This window comes from Peterkaempfera podocarpi (genome assembly GCF_042466665.1).
In the GTDB taxonomy this organism is placed as follows: domain Bacteria; phylum Actinomycetota; class Actinomycetes; order Streptomycetales; family Streptomycetaceae; genus Peterkaempfera; species Peterkaempfera podocarpi.
This window is the reverse complement of the sequence record NZ_CP162102.1, coordinates 6,032,072-6,058,930: the sequence shown is the minus strand read 5'-3', so window position 1 is coordinate 6,058,930 and position 26,859 is coordinate 6,032,072. Positions and strand designations below refer to the sequence as shown.

Below are 26,859 nucleotides of genomic sequence, written 5' to 3'. Positions count from 1 at the left end.
GGCCCCCACACAGTCGGTACCGCAATCCTCTTAGCAAGGGTAATGTCCTTCCTTGAGGTTGGCCTCAATCTCCCACCTGTTATGGCAGGGATTGATTCCAGCCTTGAAGTACAGATACCCGAACATTGCTCCATATCTCTTCCACTGCTTCTTGTGGCGCTTTTCGTGCCGCATCCTATCCCTCACGCCACACAGCCTCTGAGCAGGCAAAACGTCGAAGACTTGCTGAAGTGCTAGCTAGCGGTCGGTGGCGACATCCTTGTCCGTGGCGACTGGTCGACCGACAGCTTGGTGCCGTCCTTTGAGACGGCGACGAGCGCGAAGTCCTCCTGTTGTGTGAGTAGGTACGGCCACCTGACGCTGGTGGCGTCGCCGGGAACGTCGACGCTCATGAGGGTGTAGAACGTGCCCTCGTCGTCGATCGAGGCGGTCGGCTGCGTGGCGTAGCCTCCCGGCGCGTGCCAGAAGCCGCTGTGCAGCTCGTAGTGGTCGACGTCATCGGACGGGCTTGCAGTCCAGCTGAAGTCGACTCCGTACCCGTCAATGGCACCGGCGAAGTTGGTGGCAGGGGCCGGGGCGGCAGGAGCGGCGACGGAAACGACGGCGCTGGGAATCGCGCGGTAGGTTTCGGAGAAGTACGGCTCCACCGCGAAGAAGTTGGTCTCGCCTGGAGTCACCTCGGCGATGCAGCGGAACCGAAGTAGGTCGCCATCTTCGACGTACGAGAACTGGCTGCAGTACTGCGGTGGTGTTGTCTCCTCCGTCGATGGGGTGCCGACGCTGCGCAGAAGGCGAACTTCGTCCCATCGGATAGCGAAGGTGTCCTGGGGCAGTGTCCATTGCAGGAGTGCGTTGTTGTCACCCTGGTAGGAGACGGTGACATCGGTTGCCCGGGCTCCCCAGAAGGCGTTGACGTAGCCCTCGTCGCCGGCCTGTGCGGGTGTGAAGTTTCCGGCAGCGTCGTAGGCCTCGATGCGATAGAAAACGGAGCCACCCGTGCCTGGCACGTAATTGGTGATCGAGGTGCCCGTGGTGGTCGCAACCACGGGCCACGGGTCATACCAGCTTTCCCCCGCCAGGTGGCGGCGCACCCGGTAGCGGACGGCTCCGGTGACGGGTTTCCAGCTGACGATGTAGCTTTCCCGAGTGCGGTCGGTTCCCATGGTGACGGTCGGCGGTGCGACACGGGGGGGCGGGGTCTTGTCAAGGGTGGTGACGCCTCGGTCGGCGCTTCCGGCGGAGGTGTTGCCGGCCTTGTCGTACGCGCGGATCTCGTAGTAGAAGGTCTGGCCTGTGGCAGGCGGGGCGTCGGTGTAGCTGATCGCGGTGGTGGTCGCGATGTGTGTCCAGGTGCTGGAGCCTGCTGGGCGGCGGTACACGCGGTAGCCGGCCAGGTCCATCTCCGGGCGTTTGGCCCACTTGATGGTCGCCTTCATCGTGCTGGCGCTGTAGGCGGCAGTGGCCCCCGTGGGGGCGAGCGGCTTGACCTTGTCGACGGTGGCCGATGTGCGGGGCGCGTAGCTGAACTTGACGTTGGCCGAGCCGGTCCAGTTGACGTAGTCGATGCGCAGGGTGTGCTTGCCGGACGGGATGGTGACGTTGACGGACTTCTTCTGGGTCGTGGAGACGTTCTTCCAGACGTTGATCTTGCGGACGCCGTCGATGTACACGCGTATGCCGTCCCGCGTTTCGGCGGCGAGGGTGAAGGGCCCGCCCGATCCGAAGTCACGGGTGACCGTCCAGCGGACGGAGAAGTAGTTGTACGGCAGCCCGGAGGCAGGAGCGCCCGTGCCCCAGGATTGGTTGATCGCCGCATCGCAGTCGGTCTTCTTCGGCTTGCCGGAGAGCGTGGTGTTGGCGAAGAATTCGCGCTTGAACACCGGGGATGTGCAGGTGACCGTGGCCGAGGCGGGGGTTGCGGTGAGCAAACCCCCCACTGCTGCGACGACGCCCGCGATGCACGCGGATCGGAACCGGGTACCAGTCTTCACTTGGTGGCAGGCCCCTTTCAGGCCCGGGCTCAGGCCCGCAGCGTGACGCGGGCCCGAGAAGTGGGTGACAAAGCGTCAGAGGCGCATGCATCGGGCGAGGCCGATGACACGCCGGGCACGGACTGTACACCCCTAACCAGCCCTGATAACACAGCCATTTTTCTGGCTACACGGATCAATCGGTCAACTCAGGCACCTGGCAGTTACACCATTGCGGAGTCCCGACCAACCTCGATTCGTCGGAGTTCGTGAGCCGTTGATCGGCTGATCGGTTCGCCCCGTTTGTCCCTCGTGATCACAGGTGGGGCCTTCGCGTGTCGCTGCGGCTGCGCCCGGGTTCCACTGCTCCGGGAGTGGTTCTGTTTGCTCCTTCCTTGTCCTCGTCGTGGTGGTGGTGGCGTTCGGTCAGCTCGGGACGGGCAGCTTGCCGAGGTGCTGCCAGCAGGTGGTGAAAGCGTCGTGCCAGGGCCAGGTGCGGGAGAGGGTGAGCCAACGGCGGCGGGCGTGGCGGGTGAGCTTCGCCGGGAGGTGGTAGAGGCGGTAGCGCATCGTGGCAGGCTCGGCGTCGGCAAGATCTGCGTGGTCGTGCAGGCCGAGCAGGCGGGTCCAGGCGTCCAGGTCGGCGGCGAGATTGCAGGTGAGCATCCACGCCCGGTTCACGGTCCAGTCCTGGCTGGGAAGGTTGTGCAGGCCCATCGCCTTGTTGCAGCGCACCCGGTCCTCGACCTGGGCTCGGGCCCGGGCCAGCGCGTCCAGCCACTGCGGCTGATGGGAGCCGGCGATACCCCACATGTGGCGGACGTTCGTCGCGGTGATCGCGTATCTCCAGCCGGTCTTCTTCTCGAAGTCGGTGAGCTTCTTCAGTTGCCGAGCGGAAGGTCGGGTGCGGCGCACGAGCAGGCGCATGCCGTCCGGCCAGCCCGGGCGTGTGGACAGGTCGGTGAGCTCGGCGACGTGCGCCGTGTTCACGGCGTCGCCGTCCTGGGTGAGGGTCTGGCTCCATGTCTTGGCCGGGAGGAGGGCGATGGCCTGTTCGTCTGCGTCGGTCATCTTCCAGCCGACCAGGTAGCGCACGGTGCGGCGCTTGGTGTTGAGGGCTTCGAGGTGGTCGAGAAGGTCGTGGGTGGCGCCCGCGCCGCCGATCCGGATGAGGATCTTCGCGGCGGAGGAGTACGGGATCTGCCGCAGTGCGTCGGTCAGGACGCGCAGGTGGTCGGCCACGGTGTTGGCTCCCGCGTTGCCCTCGCGCAGCAGCATGGCCAGGCACTCCTGGGTGTTGGCGCACCATGCGGCGAGCGGGTGGAAACCGAACGTCCGCTTGAAGGTGGCAGCTGCCCCGGCCTTCTTGGATGCGGAGGTGATGATCGTGGCGTCGATGTCGACGACGATCCAGCCGGCAAGGCGCTTGCTCGCGACGCTCAGCCAAGGGAAGCCGCCCGGCCGCAGCGCGACCCGGTCCCACACGTGCCGGCGGATCCGCGCACGCGCCTTGGCGACCTTCGCGAGGACCTTCTCGTCCATCGCCGCCAGTGCCCGGCGCATTGTGGAGTCCGAGGCCGGCGCCCCGAACAGCGCGCTCTGGTGGGCCAGCAGTGCCTCAGCGTCCAGCAGGCACTTCGCCCCGAGCACGACGGCGACCGCCAGCATCACCACCACTTGGCCCCGATCGCGCCAGCCCGACCCCGTCCCTCGTGGGAGTACCTTCCCCAACACCCCGGTCAACCCGGTCCGGTCCGCGCACCGGCGCAGCAATGCCGCCCCCGCGTGCCCGACCATGCCCTTGCCGTCGGCCTTGACCGACAGCCGCTCGTCCCACCCGATAACCTTCACCCAGAAGGTGTCCTTGCCTGCGTACTGGATATGAACTCGACACTCACATCCTTGCAGGTCACGGGGCACCTTCTGTTGATCCGGCCTCAGATCACCTCAGCCGCTGAATACCCGGGGCCAACTGTGAGGGCAACCCGGTCGGCTCGCGCGAGCAGGGCCAGGGCGAGTGCTACTGCGCAGGCGCCGCCGGGAGCGAAACGAAGGCCTTCATGGAGCAGCCGCACTTCCACGGACTCCATCAAGCCAGCCCCACGCCAGTCCCGCTGTGGACCCGTAGCACGATCTCGTTGCTGGGCCTGGTGGAGCGCGGGGTGCCAGTCGGATGCGGCTGGGGTGATCGCAGGCATGACGGGCTCTGCTGGCTGCTGGTAGGTAGACCGGGGCGGGTTGAGCAGGCACTATGCCCTGGTGAGCGTCGTCATCAAGTTCTTCGTGGCGCCCGACCACGAAGCCGCTGCTGCCGTCGCGGAGGGTGGTCCCGATGAGGTCTTCGAGTCACTGACGTTCGGCAATTTCGATGTCGAGGAGGCCCTGATCGAATGGGAGAGCATCTTCACCGGTCGGAGCTTCGAAGAAGTCCTTGACGATGATGTTCCTGAGACGGTTGCCGACCCAGATGACGGCGAGGGACCACTTGTCCTCTTCGTCTCCCGCACCATTCAAGCCGCTCTGAGCACCGCCGACGAGCACTGGCTCGCTGAGGTCAGCCGGCTGTGGGTCGCTGAGCGGGCGGCAGACGGCGAGGTCTTCGATCCCGAGATCGCAGTGTGGATCCTGAGCGGCTTGGCCAACCTGGCTCGTGCCGTCGGCCAGGGCGACGAGGGCCTGTACTGCTGGGTGGCGTAAAAGGGCAGGCCACCGTTGATCACCGTCGGTTGGGTGGACAGACGAAGATCAGCCGGTGGCCGCGAGTCGCTGCGTAGACCCTGCCCGGTGGCAGCCTGTGTTCGGCGGCCTGATGGCGAGGGTGGTTATAGGGGTGCGGTGGTTGGGGCAGCGGTTGGAGCAGCCCGCCATACTCTGGGTGTGACGATCAAGGATGGCCCGCAGCCGGATCCGTGGGAACTGGTCGGGGGGACCGACTGGGCTTTGCTCGAGCACGCCTGTGGGTCGGCTGCGGAGAGCCCGGGGCTGCTGGTCGGGTTGCTCGCGGACGATCCCGGTATGCAGGCCAGGGCCCTACGGCATCTCCATGACCCGGTCCACCATCAGAACACGATCTACTCGGCGACGGTGCCCGCCGCCCTGTACGTCGCAGCGGCCCTCGGCGACCCCCGAACCGCCACCGCCCTCCCCGCCCGGGAACTCGGTGGGGCGTATCCGCTGCGTGCCGCTCTGCTGGACTGGTTGGGGTCGGTGGCCACCGAGGTCGGCAATGAGGCGGAGTCGGTGATGGCACGCCTGGGTCTCTGTCTCGCGGAGCACCCCGAATCCGTCGCAGTTCGGGCACTGCGTCCCGCTCTCTTCCGTGTCGTGTCCGGCTTCCTGCACGACCCCGACCCCGCCGTCCAGGCCGCGGCCATCGCCGCGGCCGTCCCCCTCCTGGACGCTCCCGAGCTGCTCCGTCACCGGGCAGCTCTCGCCCCGCTGATGCGTGAGGTGCTGGCCGCCGACGACAACCGGAGCCAACGGGCGATCACGGCCTATGGCCTGGCGACCTGGGGAGAGGACAGAGACGCCGTGCAGGCGGTGCAGGGCCCGGCCCCGTGGGCAGAAGGCTGCGGGAGTGAGCCGCCCTTTTGATGCTCCCGGCCCGGAGAACAGGCCCCCTCCTTGTCTCCTCTGGGGCGGGACGCCGCGATGCGGTGATCGCGTCCAGGATGAGTTAAGCACTCCACCAGGCATCGCTGCCGCAGCCGACTTCGTAATGCCACCAGCCATCGTTCTCGCCGTGGCGGAGGAGGGCCTTGATCGCCGAGAAGTCAGCGTCCGCCGGCACCGTGAGAGCGACCATCGGAAAGTCCGCGCTGAAGACCTCGCCTCCGAGGTCGAATGCCGCGAGGCGGGCATGGACGGCCTGGGGGCTACGGCCCAAAGGGCCGGAAGGAATCGGAACGACTCGAACAACGCAGTTACCTGATGCGCTGACTCGTCCGATGGCCCAGTGGAGTCCCTCGGCGTCGGTCTGAACCGGACGACGTCTCCCTCAGCGACTCCGTCCTGGAGAAAGGCAACGTTCGCCACCCGCGCGGTGTCATCGCTGACCCTCACGGCCCACAGGCCCTCCGTGTCCTGAGGCAACCAACCCTCACGAGGCACGAAGCGGAACCACACCTTGATTCGGTCGGCCTCGGTCGACAGCTCTCCAGCCGCATCATGCATGCCGGACATCATGCCCCACCAGGGCCAAGTGACCGCAAAGTCCCTTCGCTGGTGGAACGGGGGCCGTCACCGCGTCCATTGCCCTTGCCGGAAGGCCGCCCGGCCCCCAGACGCGGACGCCAGATCCGGACGGCACCCTCAACTACCCGGGTCCGCAGTACCAGACCTCCGACACCAACGTCACCGGCCAGCTCGGCCAGAGGCACATCGTTTCCCGCCGGGAGAGACCACCGACGACGACCATCGCGTTCCCATTCGTTCCCATGGGACGCCAAAAAAGGCCTCCCGCACCTCGCCGAAGGCCTGGGATGCCGTCCGTGATGGGGCTGTTGGAGGAGCACGAGCGGGTCGCTCGGCAGCAGGTGGAAGTTCTTCAGGCCGAGCTGCGGGAGGCGGAGGCCGCGTGGGAGCGGTACGTGATCGCCCGGGAGACGGTCGGACTGGTGCTGGCTGAGTCCCGCGGAGGTACTGAGGTGCCGCCGGTCGTAGTGGCAGGTGAGCAGTCAGCGCGGACCACCGCGGCTGTGCCTGGTTCGGTGGTGCCGGTGTGGAGCGACGGGCTCGATGTCAATGCGTTGGCGCCGGACTACCGCCGACTCGTGGATGTCCTTACCGGTGGGAGCGGGTCTGGCGGGGAGGCGATGGACTGTCGGCAACTCGCCGTGGCGCTCGGGCTGGAGGCGGTTCCGGCAAAGATCGAGGGGGTGCGGTCGAAGGCGAAGCGCCTGGTCGCCCGGGCTGGCTGGCCGAGGAACGCCCAGGGATGTTCAGCGTGGTCGCCAGGCGAGTCAGCGCCCCATAGGCTACTGGGGCGGGGGTTCCGGCCAGGACGTCCGAAACCTGGTGGAGGGGGCCCAGTGGTGGCAACGCTTTCAGAGATCCAAGCCCTGTTGGGTGAACCCCGATTCAACTGGTCGGATACGGCGCCATGGGTCGAAATGGAGCGGGAATTTGGTGTCGAATTCCCCGCAGACTTCCGTGAGATCGTGAACGCCTACGGTTCGATCCAGATCAACGGACAGTTGTACATGGAGCACCCCGCCGGCCATCTTCTGCACAGTCTGGGAGAGACCATCAGGGGGGATCTTGAGATGTGGCGCGAGGAGGACATGGCAGAGTTCCTGCCCAGTCCGGTTGGGCCGAACCCCGGTGAGTTGATGCCGGTGGCGTCGGCCACGACGGGTGAATGGGTTTTCCTTCGCGTTCCAGATGGGCCCTCGTCGCCCTGGCGCGTCCTGGTCCAGGAGCTTGACAGTCCGGCCTGGACTCTCCATGAGATGACGTTCAGCGAATGGTTGCTGGCTATCTCAGAGGTGAGGACGTGACGGTATGTTCTCGCAACTTCGCACCTGACCGTCCGTTCTACGAACCCCTGGCCTGAGATTGAACACGGTGGAATCAGCGTGGTCGCCGGGCGAGCCGGCGACTCATGACCATGCTCATTGACCACCGGATCACCGCCTCCGAGCTGTCGGTGCGCGTCTCGTAGTCGCGGGCCAGACGGCTCCAACGACAACCCCTACAGCGAGAGCCAATACAAAACCCTGAGATACCGGCATGACTTCCCGGAACGCTTCGGCTCCCTCGAGGACGCCCGCACGTGGTGCACCCGCTTCTTCGCCTGGTACAACCAGGAGCACCGCCATTCCGGCATAGGGCTCCACACCCCCTACGACGTGCACTTCGGCCTCGCCGCACAACTCCGCGAGATGCGCGCCGACGTCCTCCAGGCCGTCTACGCGAAGCATCCCGAACGCTTCGTCCGCCAGCCACCCGAGCCGCCGAAGCTCCCCGAAACGGCCTGGATCAACAAGCCGAAACCCCACGAACCACCGATCCCGGCACAACGTTAGACCGAACTACCTGCCTTGATCCTTTTGACAGGTTCCGCGCTGAGCGGGATTACGTCGTCTCCATGCCCTATCCCTCAACCCCTACGCCGGGTCAGCCGACCTCGCAGGCGCCCCGCCTACCCCGGGACTGCCCGGACGGTGGGTTCCAGCATGCCGCTCAGCCGCCAGACAACACCGATCGTCAGCGCGGCGGCGACGATCCACAGACCGTCGCTGAGCATCACCTTCTGGAGCGCCCGGCAGACATCCTGCGACGTGGCCGCTCGCTCCACTGCTGAGGGGGCGACGGCCCAGTGGCCAGCGGCGAGGACCGAGAGCCACCACACGGCGAGCAACGGATGCCCGCGACGACGCCGCAGATCCGGCTGGGCGGCGGCCCACAAGTCGTTGACGTACATCTTGGGTATGAACAGCCGCCCGATCGGAATCAGCCAACCGAAGATCAACCAAGCGGAGTGACGGCGCTGCCCCTCAGGCCAAAGCACATCCGCACGACTGCGCATGTTGGCCAGCCAGGCGATGAACAGCAGCACGGCCGCGAGAAACGCCGCGCCGCACGAGCCCGACAGGTTCCCGAACCACATGTTGGCAATCATCCGCGGGCCGAACTCGCCGTCATCCGGCTGGTGCGGCCCCAGCGGAGCCAGCTCTACCTGGTACATGTGCCACGCCGCGACCTCAGCCGCCACACTCACCAACACGAATGCGGCCAGGATGCCGCACGTCGCCCGGGCCAGCCCGCCCACCGGCCCCGCTGTCTTGGTCACCACGCGCCCCCAACCCGCCTTATCGGACTCTCCGCAGGCCAGCGCGGGATCTTAACCCATGGACAAGCAGAAGCTGGGCACGCGCCTCAGCCTGTCGTTCGTTGCATAGCTCACAGCTCCGCCCCCGCCGCGCGGGATGCAGGCCGGTGTCCACCTCGGGTGGCGACAGCGTCACCCTTGGGCAATGGGTGCACTCGTTCAGGTGGTAGATCAACAAGTTACTTGGTGTACGGACAGATCTCTTGATCCACTATCCGGACCAACAAACGCACCACCTCAAAGGAGCCCCGTGCGACACACCCGACTCAGCACAACGGCCATCGCCACAGCAGCCGCCATCGCCCTCGCCGCTGGCCCAGCCGCAGCCCACACCACTCAGCCGCGCACCTCCAGCGCCGCCGCCCGGCTCGCCCGCGAAATCCTCAACACCAAGGGAATCAGCTACGCCACCGCCCACGTCGAGCACCAGGACGCAGCCTCACTCCCCCGGCAGAACCTCCTCGACACCGCCAACGGCCGCCCCGCCAAGACCAGCCCGTGGGGCCACGCACACGGCGCCCGCGTCGGCCTCGACCCGCGGATGCTCAATGGCGTGCTGAAACTCCGCAACCAGTACCACTACACGTTCACCATCAGCGAGTTCGTGGGCGGCAGGCACAGCCCCAACTCCGCCCACTACAAGGGCCGCGTCGTGGATGTGAACTACATCAACGGCAAGCACGTCGGGAAGCGGACAGGAGCTCCGTACCGGGCGTTCATGGCGGCGTGCAGGAACCTCGGCGCGAACCTCGTCCTGGGGCCAGGTGACGCCAATCACGACACGCACGTGCACTGCCAGTGGCCGACCCACCACTGACAAGATCCCGCGCATGAGGAGCCCCGCCACCCCGCGGGGCCCTCACTGCTACACGCCGTCAGGACGCCCGGAGGCCGCATAACCCAGTCGGCAGCGCCGGAGCCCCCGTCCAGCCACGCAAACCAAGTCGGATAGCGGTACCGGGCGGGCAGAAAAGTCTCGGCGGAAGGGAAGCTGGTCACTTCGCCGCTTGCGGCGGACCAACAGCCACAAGTGGCCAGGGCTCTAGCGGGGCCGTGGAGGTCAACCCCGATCCTGGCAATTCCTCCGACGCCCACGTTTGCGCGATCAACGCCAGCCGCCGCTCCTCTGGCCGCCACTGCCACACAGCAGCCGAAGCTCGCTCAGTTCAGGGCGTGGAGGGGTGACGTCATTCCATGGGAGCTGAGTCGGACGACGAGCTCCGCCTCCTGAGCCGCAGTGAGCGTGACGCATAGGCCGGTGCCGGTGTCGCTGGCGCTGTACACCGCGGTGTCCTGGCTCCATGCCTCCACGTGGATGCTGTACGGGGCGAGGGCCACCAGGAGGTCAAACTGCGCGTCGTCTCGGATGTCCACGTCGATCCCCATCCCGGGGTCGTGGTCGAATCCGCGAGCCTCGCGGCTTGTGCCGATGCGCAAGGCCTCCTCATAAAACGGCAGGACCTCTGCGGGCCAGGGTGCGTCGCTGTAGGCGTCCACCCAGGCAGTCTCGATGTCCTTCCGCAGAAGGTGCAGCGTCTCCCGGTGGGCAAGGACGACTTCCTCACTGCTGAGCCCGTCGCGGAGAAACAGCTCGCGTCGCGGCACGTAGGGGGCTTCCCCTACCTCGCAGTGGTAGCAGCGCGCGATCACGCCGTCGTGGTTGTACCACTCATGGGCTCCGCAGTCGGCCGCACCCCTGGCGGCCACTCCTCGCTCTATGAGGAACCAGGGGAGATGCCGGCGCAGTCGGGTGCGCCATCGAAACCGGCCGTGCTGTCGCATGCTGGCAGGGTAGCCGTACAGCTCATTGATCACTGCTTTGCAAGTTCGGACGTAGCTATGCAAGACCTGCAGGAATCCAGGTCTTCAGGCGGTCGCTCGTGCCCCGGTGTCGGCCCTCGGTTGCCTACGTCCGGGGACGTTGATGTCAGACGTTGATGTCAGAGTGTGGCGGCTGTCGCCTTCGGCGCCGTTTGACCATGTAGCGCCCCAAAAGCACAGCCCATACAACGCAGAGCACCAAGTCACCGACGCGAACCCACGTGGAGCCTCCGTGGCTCGCAGCGTTCCAGCCGAACCCGATCATGCAGAACGCCATCCAGATCGGACTATCGATAGGGTGCTTCGATTGTCGCGGCATCGCCTCCCCCTCCTGCGGCAGGATCTTCGCACACAAGCTCGGAGTAGCTGCGCACGGCTCCAGAGGCCGTCTCGAGTCTCGGCGTACGCTCTGATCAGGGCCGCATAACGGCGCTACCGCTGGGGTCGACGCCGCGAATCTGCCCCGCTCCGTGTTGTCGCTGTTGAAGCCGCATGCAGGGCACGCTCAACATCGCCCCTCAGCGGGGCGAGGACGTGGGGGAGGTAGCGTCAGCGCAGTGGTCGTACGCAGACTTCGTCGACGGATACGACGTGCTCAGAGCAATGCGACTGCCGGGAGCGTTGTCTTCGCAGATATAGCGGCCTGGGTCCGTACCTGTCTTCACGCGGAGCAGTACTTCGTAGGATGAGACGTGCACCTGAAGGGACGCCCGTTGGGGGATGACTCCCAAGCTGTACTCCTCGCGGCATGCGTTGTCCCCGTTGCTCGCGCACCAGAAGACGTGGGCCACCTTCGATGTGTCGTTCACCAGCGTGATCGGGTCGACGTTGTCTGGGTCGGTTGGGTCGCAGCCGACTAGAGGGAGCGCGGCGAAGCTCAGCAGCATCGCAGCTACGAGACGAGGAATACGGCCTTTCAGCAGGTCCACCGGCCCTCATCAGTGATGCCGCAGGCGTCGCCGGTGGCTCTTTCGCGGTCTCCCGCCTGGTCCTCGACTTCCTGTGACGTGTGCCTTCGTCCGCCGTTGTGCGGGGGCGTTGCTGTCAATCGCTGCTGTCACGCCGGTCGCAGGCTCTTTCCTGAGCCGGCGGCGGAACGCGTTGACCTTTCGCGCTCGCCACCGATCCACCGAGGGGCCGGCGGTTACGTCGAAGAACAGATCGGCTACCGGCCGTATCAGCAGTTCCCAGATCAGGTCTCCCATGCGCTCCCCCAAGGAGGTTCCGCCCCGTCGCTCCGCACCCTACCGCGCGGGCCTCTTCGTCCCGAAGCAATGCGAACGGTCGTGTGACCTGCAAGTGCACCCGCTGTGACCGGCGCTCACCGTCCATGGGAGTCCGTGGTTGTCCGTCTAAGTTCGGGTCCGTTGTGGCGCAGTTAGACACTCAGCCAGCATCCCGCTACAGGCCGCGTAGCGCCTCATAGAGATCGTCGTAGGCTGTCCAACAGTCGATGCTGCCGTCGTCGTACAAGCTGCCGATGTACCAGTCGTCGTCATTGACAGGCTTCACGATGCACAGGTCGTGGAACCCGAGAACGATCTCCGGGTGCAGTGCCTTGTGGGCGTCGGAGGCGACCCACTTCACTGCTCGGTTTGGGTCCAGGACGACAGCGTCTCGATCCCCGGACACGTCGCGAATCTGCTGAAGGGTCCACCCCCGCGGGTAGCTGTGCGTCTGCCACCCGAGGGTGATCTCAGCTCGCTGACGATCCGGGCTGGTCTTTCAACGCCGCATAGGCCCGCTCGACCTCGCCCAGGTACTGGTTCAGGTGGAAGCGAACCTCCTCGATGGGCCTTCCATCGAGGCCCGTATACATCAGGTCGGTCCAGATGACCGTCTCGCCCCGGAGCCGGATCCGGATGGTCAGCCTGTCCGGCCCCGGCTCGGGCTGCTCCTGAGTTGCCACATCCACTTTGCATGGCATATCCGTCAGATAGAGCGGTCCGCCTGGGCGGAGTAGCCGCCTTGGATCGAGGCCGGCCATTCTGCTGTCACTGCGCGCGACCACGTCGAGGCCATCGACGAAGAGGTACGTGTGAACGGCGGAACACACTGGCTGCCCGGGGCACGTGCTGATGAGCAGAGTGCTCACCCCACCGTCGTATTGCCCATGGAGTGAAGTGGCCCTGAGCTTGCGCGGGGATCTACGCGGCATCCGCCTGATGTGACGTCATGGGTCGATTCTAACGGCCGCGCCGCACCAGTTTGGAAGACCGCGTACGTGGATCTCGTCTGACGTGCGGTACCGCTCACCTGCTCGTCCGCGGGACACTGCCCGGTGTTCCCGTGGTTCCCCCTGGCGTGCCTCTCGAGCGGGCACGCCAAGGGCACGATGCCCTCTGACGTCAGCAGCCGCCTTGCCGGTGCGGGTGGCCGCTCGACTGACACCGGAACCGTCCACCACCACGCCCGCGTCACCAGGACTCGGCCTGCAGGAAGAGTGTGACCACCTCCGCGAAGAACCAGACGGAGAACACCAGACACGCAAGCCACAGCCCCCACAAGGCCCAGCGGACCTCTCGTCGTATGCGCATGAGCGGATCATGCCCCTGCTCGGCTGACCCTGCCACCGGCCCGGTTCTCCCACCACTCACCCCAGCTCCCATCCCGTCCGCCGTCGACCCACACACACCGTGGAGCGGGCGTGGCTCATGGCGTCCAGGTGGAGCTTGGGCCTGTCCGGCTCGGGCGTGAGCGGCCGCGGTGATGCGGCGGGCCAGGCAGGGAATGGTGCGCTCGGGGATGGACTCGACGGGCACGAACTGGAAGCTGCGGAGTTCGTCGGCCTGGAGGCTCACGGCTTGCCGTACAGCAACCAGCTCGACTCATCGACCCTCCTGCCGCTGCCGCCGCATGCCCCCGGCACCGACGACTGCGACGAAAAAGGTACCGCCTGCCGTCATGGGCAAGTACGACGTGAAAGACGTTGGCGGGTGGCTCTCCAGGAGCGCCCGGGTGAGTGCGATACCGATCAAAGAGGCCCCCAGTGCGATGGCCCACAAGAGCAGTACGAGAACCCATGCGCTCCGCGCACACAGCCAGGAAGTCATTGGATCACCATGCTCCCGATGTCCCGTCGCCACAGCCCCCTTCAAGAGTCATCCGTCGCGGAACTCAATCTGCTCTCCGGGAACCGCGCTATGCATCCAGCGCCGTAGATACTTGCGCCGAAGTGTGTCTACCACCGATCGGCGGCCCTCGGCTGGTCCTTCCGCGGGCGCCTTCCGCCAGCGAAGCCTGCGGCGGAGGCCCCCATGGTGAGCATGCCCAGGACCACGACAGGTCCTACTGCAGCACGGCCGAAGCGCACCAAAAAGTAGCCGTACAAGATCATTTGCGATGCGAGCACCATGACCATGCCGACCCGGGTCTTCCCCATATCCGTGTCCCTTGGGTGCACGTGGGCGTCGCAAATCGCTGCGAAACCCGTCTACCGGGAGGACGTCCGCCGACGGTTGCGGGGTAGTACCCAGCGCCGCAGCCTGGCGATGTCACGGCTCTTGGACGCCCTCATCCCGGGGGTCTCGTGTGGACCAGCGTTGAGGAACCACAGGGGTGACCAACGCGGGCGCCCGCTCGCATCTGTCCAACGCACTGCAGGGAAGTCCGTGATCTCTATGATCCCAGCCCGAGGAATGGCTCGCGTGAACAGGTAGCCGCGGACGGTCAACTCGGTGTTGCGACATACAGCGCCAAGGCGGTACCCCCGGACAGCAATGACCGCAGAGGCAAGCAGGGCCAGGCCGGCCGCGAGACGCGGGTACACAGCGTTGGCCTGAGCCCCGTAGAGGATGCTGCCGGCAGCCGGAAGCAGTCCCAAGCTGCTGTTCGCCACGCGCCCCCATGTGGGGGGTGCCAAGTCCACGCTGACCCCTCTCGTTCTCCGACGGATCCTCTCACTCCCGCCCTGCGGCCAGGCAGGCTGGCCTCTCCCCGCTGGGTGTGGCCCGCTACGACCGACTCTCCACCATCCGCCGCAGCCCACCGCTGCAGCCGGCGCTGGCCCGTTCGCCGGGACAGCCATGGCCGACGCACCGGGCAGCCACCCCACCTTGTTCACCGCACGCGCGCTGACCTCCGCAGCCGCAGGCGCCTTCGCACCAGGCGGCACACCGACCAGACAGCAGTAATCCCGCACCCGGCCCGAGCGCCTCACCCGGACCAGTCGAAGCTCCAGAATCTACGCACACGTACTGACAGAACGTCAGTTTTCGTTCCCATCACGTTCCCATTTGCCATGGAAAACAGGCCAACCCGGACCCGCGCATGGCAAAACCGCAGTTCAGAGGGTGGGCGCAGACGGTTTCGAACCGCCGACCCTGCTTTGTAAGAGTGACCAACACTTTGGTGATCATTCTCGGTCTTGCTCGATGATGACCGTCCTCGCAGCTCAGATGGGTTGGAACGGGAGGCGCAGATACCCTCCTTGCTCGAACATTCACCACCCTTCTTCGTCCTTCCGTTCCCATGACGTTCCCATGGGCACCCCTGACGACCTATCCGAATGAAGGTCTACGGCCCGGCCGAGGCGACGGCACGCCCACGAACCGGTGAGCACCGTTGATCTCTTGGAGTCCACGAAGGCCCCACCGCCCGTCCATGGCCGCCTGGGTACAGGCTTAACGGCTCGGACGGAGCTGGAGTATCAGTCAATACAGGACGCTAAGCCGGATCTCCAGCTGCCCGGTGCAGCCGCAGCTGCGCGGGCAGGGCACCCCCTTCTCGGGCTGGCCATGGGGCGGATGGACTCGCAGGCCCGGTCAGGGTCGGCGGCGGCGCAGCGGTGCTGGTCGCGGCCATGCAGTCCGACCCCTCCTATTGTCTCATTGACGATAAGTGGCGTGCCATGCCAAGCTGGCGCGGCGTCAGGCTGCCACGGAATCGATTTGGTCGGCCTTCCGTCGCGGTTGCACGTCCCCGACTGCTGACGCTTGGGATCGCTGCCCGCGCACCACCTGCTCGGCTCGCGTTCACAGCGCCGGCCGCACCACGGGAGACACCATGGCCCACGCCCTCACCCCGCAGTCTCACTTGGACGTACGGGCCATCGACCGGGCCGCCGGCGTACTGCTCGGCGCGGCCGTGGGCGACGCTTTGGGCGTGCCTTACGAGTTCCAGCCAAGGCTTCGCGAGGACCAGCAGCCGCAGATGATCGGTGGCGGCCTGGGGCCGTACGAGCCCGGAGAGTACTCCGACGACACCCAGATGCAGGTGTGCATCGCCCAGGTCGCGGCCACCGGAGCGGACCTGCGCACTGCCGAGTCCCTCGACGTGATCGCCGCTAACTTTCATCGATGGCTGAGCGACGGCGCTACTGACGTCGGTTCGCAGACCCGTTCCGTCCTGGATGCCGCCCGCCGCGCCGCTGGAGCGCCGGGTGCGGCACTGATCGACGCCGCGCGCCGCTTCACTGCTGACAACGATCAAGCCGCCGGCAACGGCTCGCTGATGCGCACCGGGATCGTCGCCCTGACGCATCTGGGCGACCCCGCGGCGATGGCCGAGGCCGCTATTGCCGTCAGCGCGCTGACCCACCCGGATGCCGACTGCGCCGACGCCTGCGTGCTGTGGTGCTCCGGCATCCGCACTGCGGTGCTTCACGGCACGTTCGATGGCGTCCGCGCCGGACTGGACCTCCTCCCCGCGGAGCGCCGAGGCGTCTGGGCGCGGCGACTGGACGAGGCGGAGGCCACCCCTCCGCATCACTTCGCCAACAACGGCTGGGTTGTCCACGCGCTCCAGGCAGCCTGGTCGGCGATCACCCGCACCGCCGTTCCCGAGCTGGTCCCCGCCCAGGACAGTTTTCCTGCTCAGCACCTGCGCCGTGCATTGGAGGCGGCGGTGCGGGCAGGGAAGGACACGGATACGGTCGCGGCGATCGCCGGCACCCTGCTCGGCGCGCGCTGGGGATGCTCCGGCATCCCGCTGGCCTGGCAGCAGGCCGTCCACGGCTGGCCCGGCCATTCCGGGGCCGACCTGATCCGGCTGGCGGTACTCACCGCCCGCGGCGGGAGCGACGATGCGGCCGGCTGGCCCTCGGCACCGCGCCTGGCTGCCGCGTCCCACAGCAGCAGCTTCGCCATACCTCACCCGCACGACCCCGGGCTGATACTCGGCAACCTGGCCCTGACGCGGGGCACCGAGCCGGTGGCCGTAGACGCCGTGGTGTCGCTGTGCCGGGTCGGTACCGGCCCGATCCTGCCCGGCGCCGACGTCGAGCACGTCCGTGTCTGGCTGGTGGACCGCCAGGGGGACAACGCCAACCTTCACTTCGTCCTGGACCAGGCCGCCCGCGAGGTGCTGCGTCTGCGCCGCGCCGGCAAGCGGGTCCTGCTGCACTGCGCGGCCGGCCAGAGCCGTACCCCGGCCGTTGCCGCCCTCTACAGCCACCTGGCCACCGGCACCGACTCCAAGACCGCCCTTCACGACCTACGCGGGGTGCTGACCGGTGGCTGGCAGCTCCACGCGCATCCCGAGATGCACGAGGCAGTGCACGAGCTCACCGCCCAGGACACCCTCGGCGGTACCTCGTCGGGCAGCCGGGAGACGGCCAAAGCCGACCGGGAAGCAGGACAGGTGGATCCGCTGAGGGTCGGCAAGCTCGGGCAGCTCAGCAAGGTCGGCCGACTGGACAATGTTAGTGCCGAGCAGCTGCTGGAGGAACCGGAGCTGGGCGGTGATGCGGAGCAGGAGAGGGAGTTCCTCAAGGGCAAAGGGGCGGCGTCGCGGGTGCGCGGGATGCTGCTCGGCCTGGCGCTGGGGGACACGCTGGGCGCCGCCCGGGGCAAGCTGCCAGCCGGCGGCCCGCTGCAGGCCGGAGTCAATACCCAGCTGGCCTGCTTCACCGCCGAGGGGACGATCCGCGCATTGGTCCGCGGCGACCACAAGGGCATCTGCCATCCGCCGTCGGTAGTGTGGCACGCCTACTGCCGGTGGGCCGCCCTGCAGGGGATCGAGGCCGAACGGATGCGGCGCCGCTGGGCCGGGGGCAGCACCGACAAGGTGTGGCCGGACGGATGGCTCGCCCAGGTCCCCGTGCTGTCCGAACGGCGCGGTTCCGCACCGGCAACCGTGGCCGCCCTGTCCAAGGGCGAGCAGGGCACCGTGGAGAGGCCGACGACGACCAGCCGCGGCTGCCACGCCCTCACCCGCACCCTTCCTGTCGCCGTGGTCGCAGCGGCACACGGCTCGGACCAAACAGTCCGGTGGGCCCGCGAGATCGCCGCCCTCACCCACGGCGACACGGCCGCGCAGTCCGCAGCAGCCCACGCCGCCGTGCTGGTCGCCCACTGCCTGACCAGCACTCCCGAGCTGCAGGACCCTCAGTCCGGCAAGCAATCACAGGTGCGGCACGCCTTGACGGGCGGCATCCAGGCCCTTCGTGATACCGACCGCGGCCTGACCGCAGACGAGCACGACCGGCTCGCCACTGCACTTCGGCAGGCCGACGACCAACCCGCGGATCACGGGCGGCTCGCCCGACTCGCACCGGACGCCACCGCGCCCTCGGCACTGCTCGGCGGCCTCTACGCCGCCGCGTCCTTCCCCGGCCGCGACTTCGGTGCCGCATTGCGCTTCGCCGCCGGGGCGCCGGACGGCGACTCGGTCGCCTGCGTGACCGGCGCGCTGCTCGGAGCAGCCCACGGCGCCGACGCGCTGCCCGTCGATCTGGTGAGCCGCCACGAACTGGCCTGGGTCCTCGACACCCTGGCCCGCGACCTCGTCGCACAGTTGGCCGAACGACCAGGCGGCACCGAATACACCCCAGGCTGGGACTCCCACTGGCGGGACCGCTACCCCGGCTGGTGACCCGACTGCTCCCCTCGCGAGGACATCGATCACGTCACCGATTGCCCACTCATCGGTCTCGGTGGCCGGCGTGGGCCGAGGTATGCGCATCGGTGATGCCCTTCTCCAGGGGGAAGAACAGCAACCGCGCCGGCTACAGCTACCTGCACAGCGCCATGGACGACCACTCTCGCCTCGCCTACAGCGAGATCCTCCCCGACGAACGCAAGGAAACCGCCACCGCCTTCTGGACCCGGGCCCAGGCCTTGTTCCACCAGGCCGGATCACCGTCGAACGCGTCCTGACCGACAACGGCGCGTGCTACCGCTCGCACGACTGGGGAAACGTACTTGCCGCAGCGGGTATAGCCCACAAGCGCACCCGTCCCTACCGCCCCCAGACGAACGGCAAGGTCGAACGCTTCACCCACACCCTGCTCGACGAATGGGCCTTTGCCCGCCCCTACCGGTTGGAGCACGAAGCCGAGACTCGTTTCCCGGCTGGCTGCACACCTACAATCACCACCGCGGACACACCGCCCTAAACGGACGCCCACCCGCCAACCGTGTCCCCAACCTCTCGGGTCAGAACAGTTAGCCGATGCGTCATGGCGCCGATCAAGGCCCAGCGGATCACGGTATCGGCATGGGCAGGATGATGCTCGTAGTCGCGGGCCAGCCGCCGGTGGGCGGTCAGCCAGGAAATGGTCCGCTCGTTCGCCCACCTCTTGGGGTGGACCTGAAGCCGCGCTGCCCGGAGTTAATGCGAACGATCTCCAGCTCGCAGCCGAGGATCTGGGTCGATCCGCATGGCCGCACAAACACTATGCATGGCATAATTGCACCATGATTGATCCCGCCACCATCGACCTGAACCGATTCTGGAGCTACTGGCACGGTCAGCCCACCGATTCGCCAACACCCTTGCCAGACTCGTGCGCTTGGCTCCCCAAACCTCTAAGAGAATGGCATGAGAACTCCTCGCAGTGGGATGCCAATCTCACAGCAATCAAGAGTATGACTCCCCCGCAAGACATCAGCATCGTGGACCGCAAAGCCACGTTCATGTCGGAGGACGGCGGCGGAATCTGGGCCTTCTCGGCAGACGATCCGTCAATTGTATTGGAAGGGAAGCTCTACGGAGAGTGGATGGAATCAGCCGAGTCTCTATCTGAATTCCTCATCCATAACGCTCTACAGGAAACGGCGTTCACTGCCACCCATTGGAGATTCTGCGACGAGGTTCCAGATGCCATTCTCCCACGCGTCTTGGCCCCGATGGAGGAAGTTTCCTTTAGCGGATGGAATTGGCCTCACCCAGGATTTCGAATCTTTCTCGGCGAAGGATTGGTCGCGGACGTCGGCCCGTCTACGGGAAGGCAGACACCATGGGCCGAGCGACTCGGATACAGCGAGGTCCAGATCGGGGCCACTACATGCGAGGCCCTCGCCTACCTGGATGACTTGTCAAACATCTCTTGGGTGAAGCCTTACTTTACCTAGATCTCTCATCTAAAGTTTCTACAACTGTGTCCCGGCGGTTTCCGCCGGGACACAGCCATCAGTCAGCGAGCGGCACCTGTAAATATGGTTGTTTTGATACCCCCTCCAGGCATTCGATAGGTTACTCTCAACTCCGCACCAGGGTCCAACATTTGCGGGATCCTCTTCCAGCATGCGTCGCAGATTTGCTGAGTATTCCCCTGAAGATCGAGATAGAGGTCCGCGCGCATCGCTCGGGCCCGCTTCATTATGGATATGGCTTGAGGCTCAACGTGAGTTGCGAATCCAGATGCAACGCCAGGAGGTCTCACATAACCATTGGGAACGTTTTGCTGTCCGGAACTCAGCGATATCGGGTCATCGGCATCCTCAAGCCATAGCGCCCCGCTTGTTGGGCCGGGTTCTTCGAAGGCATCGCGAGCCGCCTTCGCTGCAGCAAGCCCCTCTTCGTGGCAGAAGTTTGTATTGTGGACAAGGACCGGCGTCCCGCCTGCCAACACATAGTACGTGTGAAGTTCCTCAACGCTGAGGTTGTACATCTCCGCGGCGCCGGGGCGGGCGCGGACGGCGATAACGCGTGCGTGGTGGTTGCTGGCCGTCTCCAGGTTGTGGCCGGGCTTGAGGCGACCGGCGGGGACCCAGGCGTGGAGCGTGTCGTCCCAGAATGGGTGCTTCGAGGTCGTGTGGAGGGCGCTGATGTGGTGGGGGCTCGTCCTGATGGTCAGGTCGACGAGGTCGTTGTCGTGGTGTACGAGTCTGGCGAGCACGGTGCGTGAGCCCTGGTGCTTGCCCGTATGAGGATCAGCGGCTTCGACCTGATCGCCATTTTTGATTTGGCCGATGGGCTTGGTCTTACCGTGAGCCATCAGAACGCGTGTTGAGGGGGTGAAGCTACATGGGATAGCGCCTAGTAGGGGCTCACCGTCTTCTGCTGAAACTTTTCCGCCGGCGCCCAGGAGAGCAGCGGCCATTCCGTTGTTTTTTGCCACACGGTAGTCGTCAGAGCTGGTATCCGCGCCGTGAGCCGCAGCGAATTTGTCGGTCGTGCCCGGGTCGTAACTGCAAAAGTCTGAGTCGAACCAACAGAACGGATTGCCCAGATCACTGATCCGATCGAGACCGTCCGCGATGCCAGCAGCTTGGCCGCCGGCGATGTTCACTGCGCGCTGGCCGTCGGTTACAGGGACTGGCTGGGACGAAGTGTTCGCTCCCACGCTGCCGACCGCCCCCGTGCAGGAGACTGGGTATCCGGAGGCACTGAGGCATTGGCCTCCACCGTTACCGCCTGAGGTCGGGGTCTTCGGTTCCGGGTGATTTACACCAACTTGGGGGCCGCCTCCGCATTCGTCAGGGCTCAGGCAGCCCATGAGACCAGTGGGGTCGCTGCCGGTGATGGGATTGTCAGCAGCGTAGGTGTATCCCCCGAGTTGCTGCGGGCTGGCGACCTCGAGGGCGGGGTCGGGGCTGATGAAGCGGCCGAGGGTGGGGTCGTATTTGCGGGCGCCGATGTCGGTGTAGCCGGTGGTGGTGTCCTGGGGTTGGCCGAGGTAGGAGTGAGTGGGGTCGGCCCAGGTGGTGGTGTTGGCGCTGGTTCGGGGTTGTCCGTAGGGGGTGTACTGCTGGCGAGCGACGACCTGAGTGGCGGCGTCCATGGCGAGGGTCGCGGTGCCGTGGGGGTCGTTGAAGAGGTATTTCAGGCCGCCGCCGGACAGGCTGGAGCGGACGGCTACGGGTGCACCGCTGCCGCCGTGGGTGTAGGTGCGGACGGCGCCGAGAAGGACGTTGGGGGTGACGCTGGTGTTGACGACGATCTCGGTGTCGCCGGCGAAGAGGGTGGTCTGGCCGGGGTCGCGGCGGATGAGCTGGTTGCCGTCGGCGTCGTAGAGGTACTTGGTGCTGGTGGGGCTGGTGCCGGTGGTGTCGACCTGCGCCAGGTGTCCTTCGTCGTCCCAGGTGAGTTTCTGGCCTGCGCCGGTGGTGGGGGTGCGGGTGAGCAGGTTGCCGTCGGCGTCGTAGACGAACGCTGTGGGTTTGGTGCCGCCGGTGGTGACGGTCAGGGTGTGGGGCTGGGTGCCGTTGGGGCAGGTGCCGGTGCAGCCGTTGGTGTAGCCGGTGGTGACGGTTGTACCTGTGCTGCCTATGGCGTGGTCGATGCTTTGGTGGCGGTCTCCTATGGCGTCGTAGCTGAAGGTCTGCCAGTAGGCGCCGGCTGTGGTGGCCAGGGTGCTGGTGGTGGGGGGATTGGCGGCGCAGTTGTCGGTGGCGGTCCATGCGGAGGTGAGCCGGTCGAGGGTGTCGTAGCTGTAGCACTGCTGGTCGGTGAGGGTGTTGCCGGTTTCGGTCTGCCGGTCGGTGATGGAGTTGGGGTTTCCGGCCGCGTCGTAGGTGTACGTGGTGTCGTCAACGTTGGGGCCGGGCGCCTGAGTGCGCGAGATCGCGCGGTTCTTCAGACGGCGAGTCTGGTCGTCGTACGTGTACGTGGCCCAGGCGGGGTTGGTGGATGCCCCCATGGTGACCCGGGACGGTTCGCCGTAGTTGGTGTAGACGGTGGAGTCGACGTAGATGTTGGCGCTGCTGCTGGTCTTTGTCGGGTTGCCGAGCGCGTCATACACGTAGTTGAGGGTCTCGCCGATCAAGCCTTGGGTACGTGGTTCGGTCTGCGTGTCCAAGAGTTGATCGTTGGTGCTGTAGCCATAGGTGGTGGTCCACGTGGTGGGTAGTGGGGCCTCTGTGGTCGGCAGGGTGATGGTTGCGCCGGTTGGCTTGCCCAGGCTGGTGTAACCGGTGGTGGCGACCGTGTAGCCGCCGGTGGTGCCCTGGACGTAGCGGGTGGATGAGGTCGGGAGGCCGATCCGCAGTGTGTCGTAGTCCCAGGAGGCGAACTTGAAGTTGGATTTGGACTTGTCGGTGCCGGTGAGCTTTCGACCGAGCAGGTCGTAGGTGTAGTCGAGTTCGACGTTGCGCGCGTCGGTGGTTGAGACGAGGTTTCCGGCGTCGTCGTAGCCGTACTGGCTCTTGCCCGTGTCCGGGTCTGTCTGGGACTTCTTGCGGCCTAGCAGATCGTAGTCGGACTTCCACACGGTCTGGTCGGGGCCTGTGATCTGGGTCTGCTGGCCGGCCGGGGTGTAGGTGTAGGTGGTGGGCGAGGTGGTACCGCTGGTTGCGGTGAATCCGGTGGCGGGGGTGCCGGAGAGGGTGGGTGCGGTTGTGTATTGGTCGAGTTCGGTGGTCTGGCCGCGTGCGTTGGTGACGGTGGTGGTGGCCACGCCGCCCTTGGGCGGGAGGATTGTGCTCTTGTCACCCGCGTAGGCGGTGGTCGTCGTCCAGGACTTAACGCCGTCGTGCTCCTCGGTGACGAGGGCGGCTCGGCCGAGGCCGTCGTGGTCGGTGACGGTGGTTTCAGGGATGGAGACCTGGGAGACCGAGATCAGGCTGCTGCCTGGGTTGCCGGGGACGTTGTAGGCGTTGTTGGTGGCGACCGTCCAGCCGTGCGAGTCGTATTGGGTGTCCGTGACGGTGGTACTGCTGTTCTCGGCTGTCGCCTGCATCTGCAGGGTGCGCAGCATTGCGTCGTAGAGGGTCTCGCTGGTCTTGTAGCTGCCGTTGTCCAGCAGTGTGTTGCTGGCGACGACGGAGGGGCCGGTCTGGGACAGCGCGTAGCTGTACGTCATGTTGGCGGGGGCGCCGCCGGTCTTGCTCTCGTTGGGGAGCCACACCTTTGTCAGGCGGCCGAGTGCGTCGTAAGTGAGTGAAGTGGACAGGTTGGCTGCGTCGGTCGTGGCGGTAGGCAGAGGGCGGGCTGGGTCGAGGGTGGTGGTGGTGACCTGGCAGTCCTTGGAGGACGCGCTGCCGGTGGTGCAGGTCGCGCCCGGGGTGACCTGGGTGGCTGTGATCACACTGGTGGGCAGCGCCCCTGTGGCGGGGGTGTAGCTGGTGGCTACGCTCTGGGCGAGGCTGCTGCCGTTGGGGGCGGTGGACGTCGGCGTGCGCGTCGCGAGGATTACGCGGCCGTAGTCGTCGTAGGTGGTGCCCGCCTGGTCGACGAATCCGGTTGCCGTGGCTCCGCTGGTGGTCGATGCCTTCTGGACGAGGGTGACGTCGCCGATCTTCGGCAGCGCCGGGTTCTGCTGGCTGTCGGCATCGTAGGTGAACGTGTTGTGGTCATAGGAGGAGCGGATGTCGGAAATCAGCGTGCCGGAGGGCGTGGCTCCCGCGCTGGTGCAGTCTTGGGCAGTGGTGATGACCTCGGCGGGCAGCACCAGGGTGTCGGTGCTTCCGGTGAGGTAGCGGGTGTAAGTGCATTTGGCGATGTTGTCCGCGTCGGCCGTCTCTCCGCGGTCATCTACCTGGATAGGCATGCCGGTGGTCGACTTGCCCAGGCTGGTGTTGTAGAAGGTGTCCGTCTCGGTTGCCCGCCAGCCGTAGGAGACCGCCTCTCGACCGAGGGTCTTGCTGATGCGGACCATCTGCGCGGTGAGCGCGGGGAGACCGCTGCGGGCCTGGCTGGCGGTGGGGCCGATGATGGTCGGGACGGCGACAGCGGCCTTGGCCAGGCTGCCGGTGGCGCTGGTGTAGATGTCGGTCTCGAAGACCTGACCGGCCAGCGCGTTGTTGTCGGCGACGGTCGCGGTGGTGCCGTCTTGACTGACCAGCGCGGGTACGGAGCGGGTCTTGCCGCCAGGCAGGGTGTCGCCGTTCATGCCGAGGAAGTAGTAGGTCTTCGTCAGCGTTTTCTGGTCATAGACCGCGGCCCCGTTAGTGTAGTGAAACACGTTGGGGTCACCCGTGGTGGTGTCCACCTCGGGGTAGCCGCGGAACTGGCCCCAGGTGCGGTTCTTGGCCTTGACGACCTCATTGTCGTCGTAGTGCCAGCCCGGGTTGCCCTTGTAGGCGTAGTTGGTGACCAGCTCGGGCTCGGTGCCGTCCTGGTAGGAGTTGTGCAGGTCGATCGTGGTGACCGAGACCACCTTGTACTTGTAGAACCAGTCCATCATGGGCGCTGGCTGCCCGGTCGGTGTCCAGTAGGCCGGGAAGCACGACAGGGTGTTCGTTGAGGCGAAGCCCTGCGCCGCTGCGTCCGACGGGTCGTTGGGGTCGCTCGCTGGTGCGCTGGAGCAGTCCGGCCGGTCGTAGGCCACCGTGGTCTGCGCTCCGGTCTCGCTGGTGACCGTCTGGATGCGGTCGTGGTACATCAGCGGCATCTGCGGGATGGTGCCGACCCGGTTGGGCAACTGCAGCGGCGGATCGAAGCTCACTGCCGGCGTCGAAGTGCTGCCCGAGGCACCGCCGAGGGTGTCCAGTCCGGTGCGCTGGATCGAGTCCAGCCACAGGGTCGGGGCGTGGTCGCCGCCGTCGGGGAAGGACTGGGTGAAGGTGTACTTGTCGACCTGCTTGGTGGCCCCGCCGACCTGGATCTGGGTGGTGATGGAGGTCAGGCGTGTGCGTGACCAGAAGCTCGGCCCGTGGTTGGTGCAGGTGGAATCTGATGCGCAGTACAGGTCGATTGGAACGTCCGGCCAGTACGCCGCGTTCGCGGCCGTGAACTGACTGTCAGAGCAGGTGTTGCCCGAGGGGGTCCCGGGGATGCAGCGTTCGAGGGAGGTGTCGAACAGGATCTGCTCGGGGGCGGTGGCCGCATAGATGGTGGAGGCGGTCATGCCGTAGTCGATCCGCGACAGGGATCCGCCTCGGGTGTAGCCGATCGCGGTGTCCTTCATGTCGGCGCCGTAGTAGTTCGTCTCCGGTGCGTAGTACCAGGCGGTGGCGTTGCCGTGGGTGTCGACGGCGTAGTCCAGGTTGAAGCGGTAGCCCAGCACGCAGGAGGTGGCGGCGAAGTCGGTGCTGTCCGGGCAGGAGGAGATGCCGCTGTGTGCGTGGTAGACCGGCACGGTCCACGCCGACTTGGTCTCATCCTTTCCGCTGGACCATCCCGGAAGGCGGTTGAGGCCGAAGAAGTACTGCACGCCACCCTCGGTGACCTTGAAGTACTCCCCGTTGGAGGTGCCGTTGGTGGCCCCCGTCAGGTTCTCGATCTTGGTGGTGGCGTCGTCCTGGACCGGGTGGAAGGTCTTGGTGGAGTCGTCGTAGACGATCTGCGTGGAGGTGCCGTTGAGCGAGAGGGTGAGGATCTGGCCGGCCCAGCACTGGTCCCCGTCGTTCTTCGGCGCCCCGGACGAGGAGTCGTCCGCGCAGGACTTGTAGCTCCGCTCGATGTAATTCTCCGTCGAGCTCCAGCCGTCGCCCAGCCAGGAGGACTGATTGTTGGTGCCTTCCGTCCTCGCATCCTGGCTGGCGGAGTCGTAGGAAAGGTCGACCTTGGGGGCGGCGCCGCCGATCGCGGGCGGCACCGTGATGGGGTAGCTGTAGGTGAACGCTCCGGTGTTCCCGGAGGTGGCCCAGGTGCCTCCGGGGGACAGACTGGTCGCCGAATAGTCGCCGGCCGAACCGCCCGTGCCGGAGGTCGCCGCCATCACGACGACCGCGCTGCGTGAGGTGGCGGCCGATCGAACCTGTGGGGTGGATGAACCGCTGGTCGCGGTGGGGGCACCGGGCAGGGGAATCTGGGCGGAGAGCGGCGCCCCTGGGACGGTCTCCACGGGCGTCTGAGTCTGGCACCGGGGCAACGTGGGCGTGGTCAGGGCGCAGGCCGGGAGCTCGACCAGGTGCAGGCGGGAGGCGAAGTCTCCGCCGTAGGCGTAGCGGAAGGACGAGTCGTCCACATGCAGCGCGACTTTCCCACCGGGTGCGGCCGGAGTGGGGCGCTGGAGGGTGAACAGCACGCCGTGGACGCCGGCCGCTTGCGCGGTCTTCTGATCCACCATCGTCACGCGTACCTTCGCCGGGGTACCCGCGCTCCTCGCTGCTTTGGGCCTGGCGGAGTCAGGTGTGCCGGGGCCGAGCAGGATCGGGAGGGCGCCGGCGCGGACCTGTGCTGCGGGGGCGG

Annotated in this window: 13 protein-coding genes and 3 pseudogenes; 8 read left to right on the top strand and 8 right to left on the bottom strand. The window is 66.4% G+C overall.

Annotated features, from left to right (window positions below):
• Positions 1-233: 233 nt before the first annotated feature.
• A complete protein-coding gene (locus AB0761_RS26585) occupies positions 234-1,937 on the bottom strand; it encodes a fibronectin type III domain-containing protein (RefSeq protein ID WP_377274338.1) in 1,704 nt (567 codons plus the stop codon).
• 459 nt (positions 1,938-2,396) lie between these two features.
• A complete protein-coding gene (locus AB0761_RS26580) occupies positions 2,397-3,821 on the bottom strand; it encodes an IS1380 family transposase (protein WP_377271650.1) in 1,425 nt (474 codons plus the stop codon).
• A 408-nt stretch (positions 3,822-4,229) separates the two neighbouring features.
• Between AB0761_RS26580 and AB0761_RS26575 the strand changes: the two genes are divergently transcribed.
• Together AB0761_RS26575 and AB0761_RS26570 are read left to right on the top strand one after the other, a co-directional pair.
• On the top strand, positions 4,230-4,667 hold the full coding sequence (locus AB0761_RS26575; protein ID WP_377271649.1) for a hypothetical protein: 438 nt from the start codon (positions 4,230-4,232) through the stop codon (positions 4,665-4,667).
• Between the two features lie 180 nt (positions 4,668-4,847).
• On the top strand, positions 4,848-5,564 hold the full coding sequence (locus AB0761_RS26570) for a hypothetical protein (RefSeq protein WP_377271648.1): 717 nt from the start codon (positions 4,848-4,850) through the stop codon (positions 5,562-5,564).
• Between the two features lie 82 nt (positions 5,565-5,646).
• Here the strand turns inward: AB0761_RS26570 and AB0761_RS26565 are convergent.
• A pseudogene (locus tag AB0761_RS26565) lies at positions 5,647-6,143 on the bottom strand (DUF4265 domain-containing protein).
• Positions 6,144-6,472: 329 nt separating this feature from the next.
• Here AB0761_RS26565 and AB0761_RS26560 point away from each other — a divergent pair.
• Entirely contained in the window at positions 6,473-7,468 is a 996-nt protein-coding gene (locus AB0761_RS26560; RefSeq protein WP_377271647.1) for an SMI1/KNR4 family protein, read from the top strand.
• 171 nt (positions 7,469-7,639) lie between these two features.
• Positions 7,640-7,996, top strand: a pseudogene (locus tag AB0761_RS26555) (integrase core domain-containing protein); the annotation flags it as partial.
• Positions 7,997-8,112: 116 nt separating this feature from the next.
• Here the strand turns inward: AB0761_RS26555 and AB0761_RS26550 are convergent.
• The gene (locus tag AB0761_RS26550) at positions 8,113-8,766 is read right to left on the bottom strand and encodes a DUF4328 domain-containing protein (RefSeq protein ID WP_377271646.1); all 654 of its coding nucleotides are present in this window, start codon (positions 8,764-8,766) and stop codon (positions 8,113-8,115) included.
• 286 nt (positions 8,767-9,052) lie between these two features.
• On the opposite strand from AB0761_RS26550, the gene AB0761_RS26545 reads away from it, so the two are divergent.
• Positions 9,053-9,619 (top strand): hypothetical protein, encoded by a 567-nt coding sequence (locus tag AB0761_RS26545; protein ID WP_377271645.1) that lies wholly within the window; start codon positions 9,053-9,055, stop codon positions 9,617-9,619.
• A gap of 344 nt (positions 9,620-9,963) precedes the next feature.
• On the opposite strand, the gene AB0761_RS26540 is transcribed toward AB0761_RS26545, so the two are convergent.
• The 3 genes from AB0761_RS26540 to AB0761_RS26530 all read right to left on the bottom strand — a co-directional run bounded on the left by AB0761_RS26540 (position 9,964) and on the right by AB0761_RS26530 (position 12,718).
• Positions 9,964-10,584 (bottom strand): hypothetical protein, encoded by a 621-nt coding sequence (locus AB0761_RS26540; RefSeq protein WP_377271644.1) that lies wholly within the window; start codon positions 10,582-10,584, stop codon positions 9,964-9,966.
• A 1,440-nt stretch (positions 10,585-12,024) separates the two neighbouring features.
• The gene (locus AB0761_RS26535; protein WP_377271643.1) at positions 12,025-12,255 is read right to left on the bottom strand and encodes a hypothetical protein; all 231 of its coding nucleotides are present in this window, start codon (positions 12,253-12,255) and stop codon (positions 12,025-12,027) included.
• A gap of 64 nt (positions 12,256-12,319) precedes the next feature.
• Complete coding sequence (locus AB0761_RS26530) at positions 12,320-12,718, bottom strand: hypothetical protein (RefSeq protein ID WP_377271642.1); 399 nt, start codon at positions 12,716-12,718, stop codon at positions 12,320-12,322.
• Positions 12,719-15,627: 2,909 nt separating this feature from the next.
• Between AB0761_RS26530 and AB0761_RS26525 the strand changes: the two genes are divergently transcribed.
• The 3 genes and pseudogenes from AB0761_RS26525 (at position 15,628) to AB0761_RS26515 (ending at position 19,916) form a co-directional block, all read left to right on the top strand.
• Positions 15,628-18,435 (top strand): ADP-ribosylglycohydrolase family protein, encoded by a 2,808-nt coding sequence (locus AB0761_RS26525; protein ID WP_377271641.1) that lies wholly within the window; start codon positions 15,628-15,630, stop codon positions 18,433-18,435.
• 131 nt (positions 18,436-18,566) lie between these two features.
• Positions 18,567-19,011 (top strand): annotated as a pseudogene (locus AB0761_RS26520) (integrase core domain-containing protein); the annotation flags it as partial.
• A gap of 248 nt (positions 19,012-19,259) precedes the next feature.
• The gene (locus AB0761_RS26515) at positions 19,260-19,916 is read left to right on the top strand and encodes a hypothetical protein (RefSeq protein WP_377271640.1); all 657 of its coding nucleotides are present in this window, start codon (positions 19,260-19,262) and stop codon (positions 19,914-19,916) included.
• Positions 19,917-19,978: 62 nt separating this feature from the next.
• Here AB0761_RS26515 and AB0761_RS26510 read toward each other — a convergent pair whose 3' ends face one another.
• Positions 19,979-26,737 (bottom strand): RHS repeat-associated core domain-containing protein, encoded by a 6,759-nt coding sequence (locus AB0761_RS26510; RefSeq protein WP_377271639.1) that lies wholly within the window; start codon positions 26,735-26,737, stop codon positions 19,979-19,981.
• Positions 26,738-26,859 lie beyond the last annotated feature (122 nt).

Coding starts and splice junctions, on each gene's coding strand:
- AB0761_RS26510 (WP_377271639.1), bottom strand. CDS start 26,737: ATGGTGGATCAGAAGACCGCGCAAGCGGCCGGCGTCCACGGCGTGCTG.
- AB0761_RS26515 (WP_377271640.1), top strand. CDS start 19,260: ATGATTGATCCCGCCACCATCGACCTGAACCGATTCTGGAGCTACTGG.
- AB0761_RS26525 (WP_377271641.1), top strand. CDS start 15,628: ATGGCCCACGCCCTCACCCCGCAGTCTCACTTGGACGTACGGGCCATC.
- AB0761_RS26540 (WP_377271644.1), bottom strand. CDS start 10,584: ATGCGACAGCACGGCCGGTTTCGATGGCGCACCCGACTGCGCCGGCAT.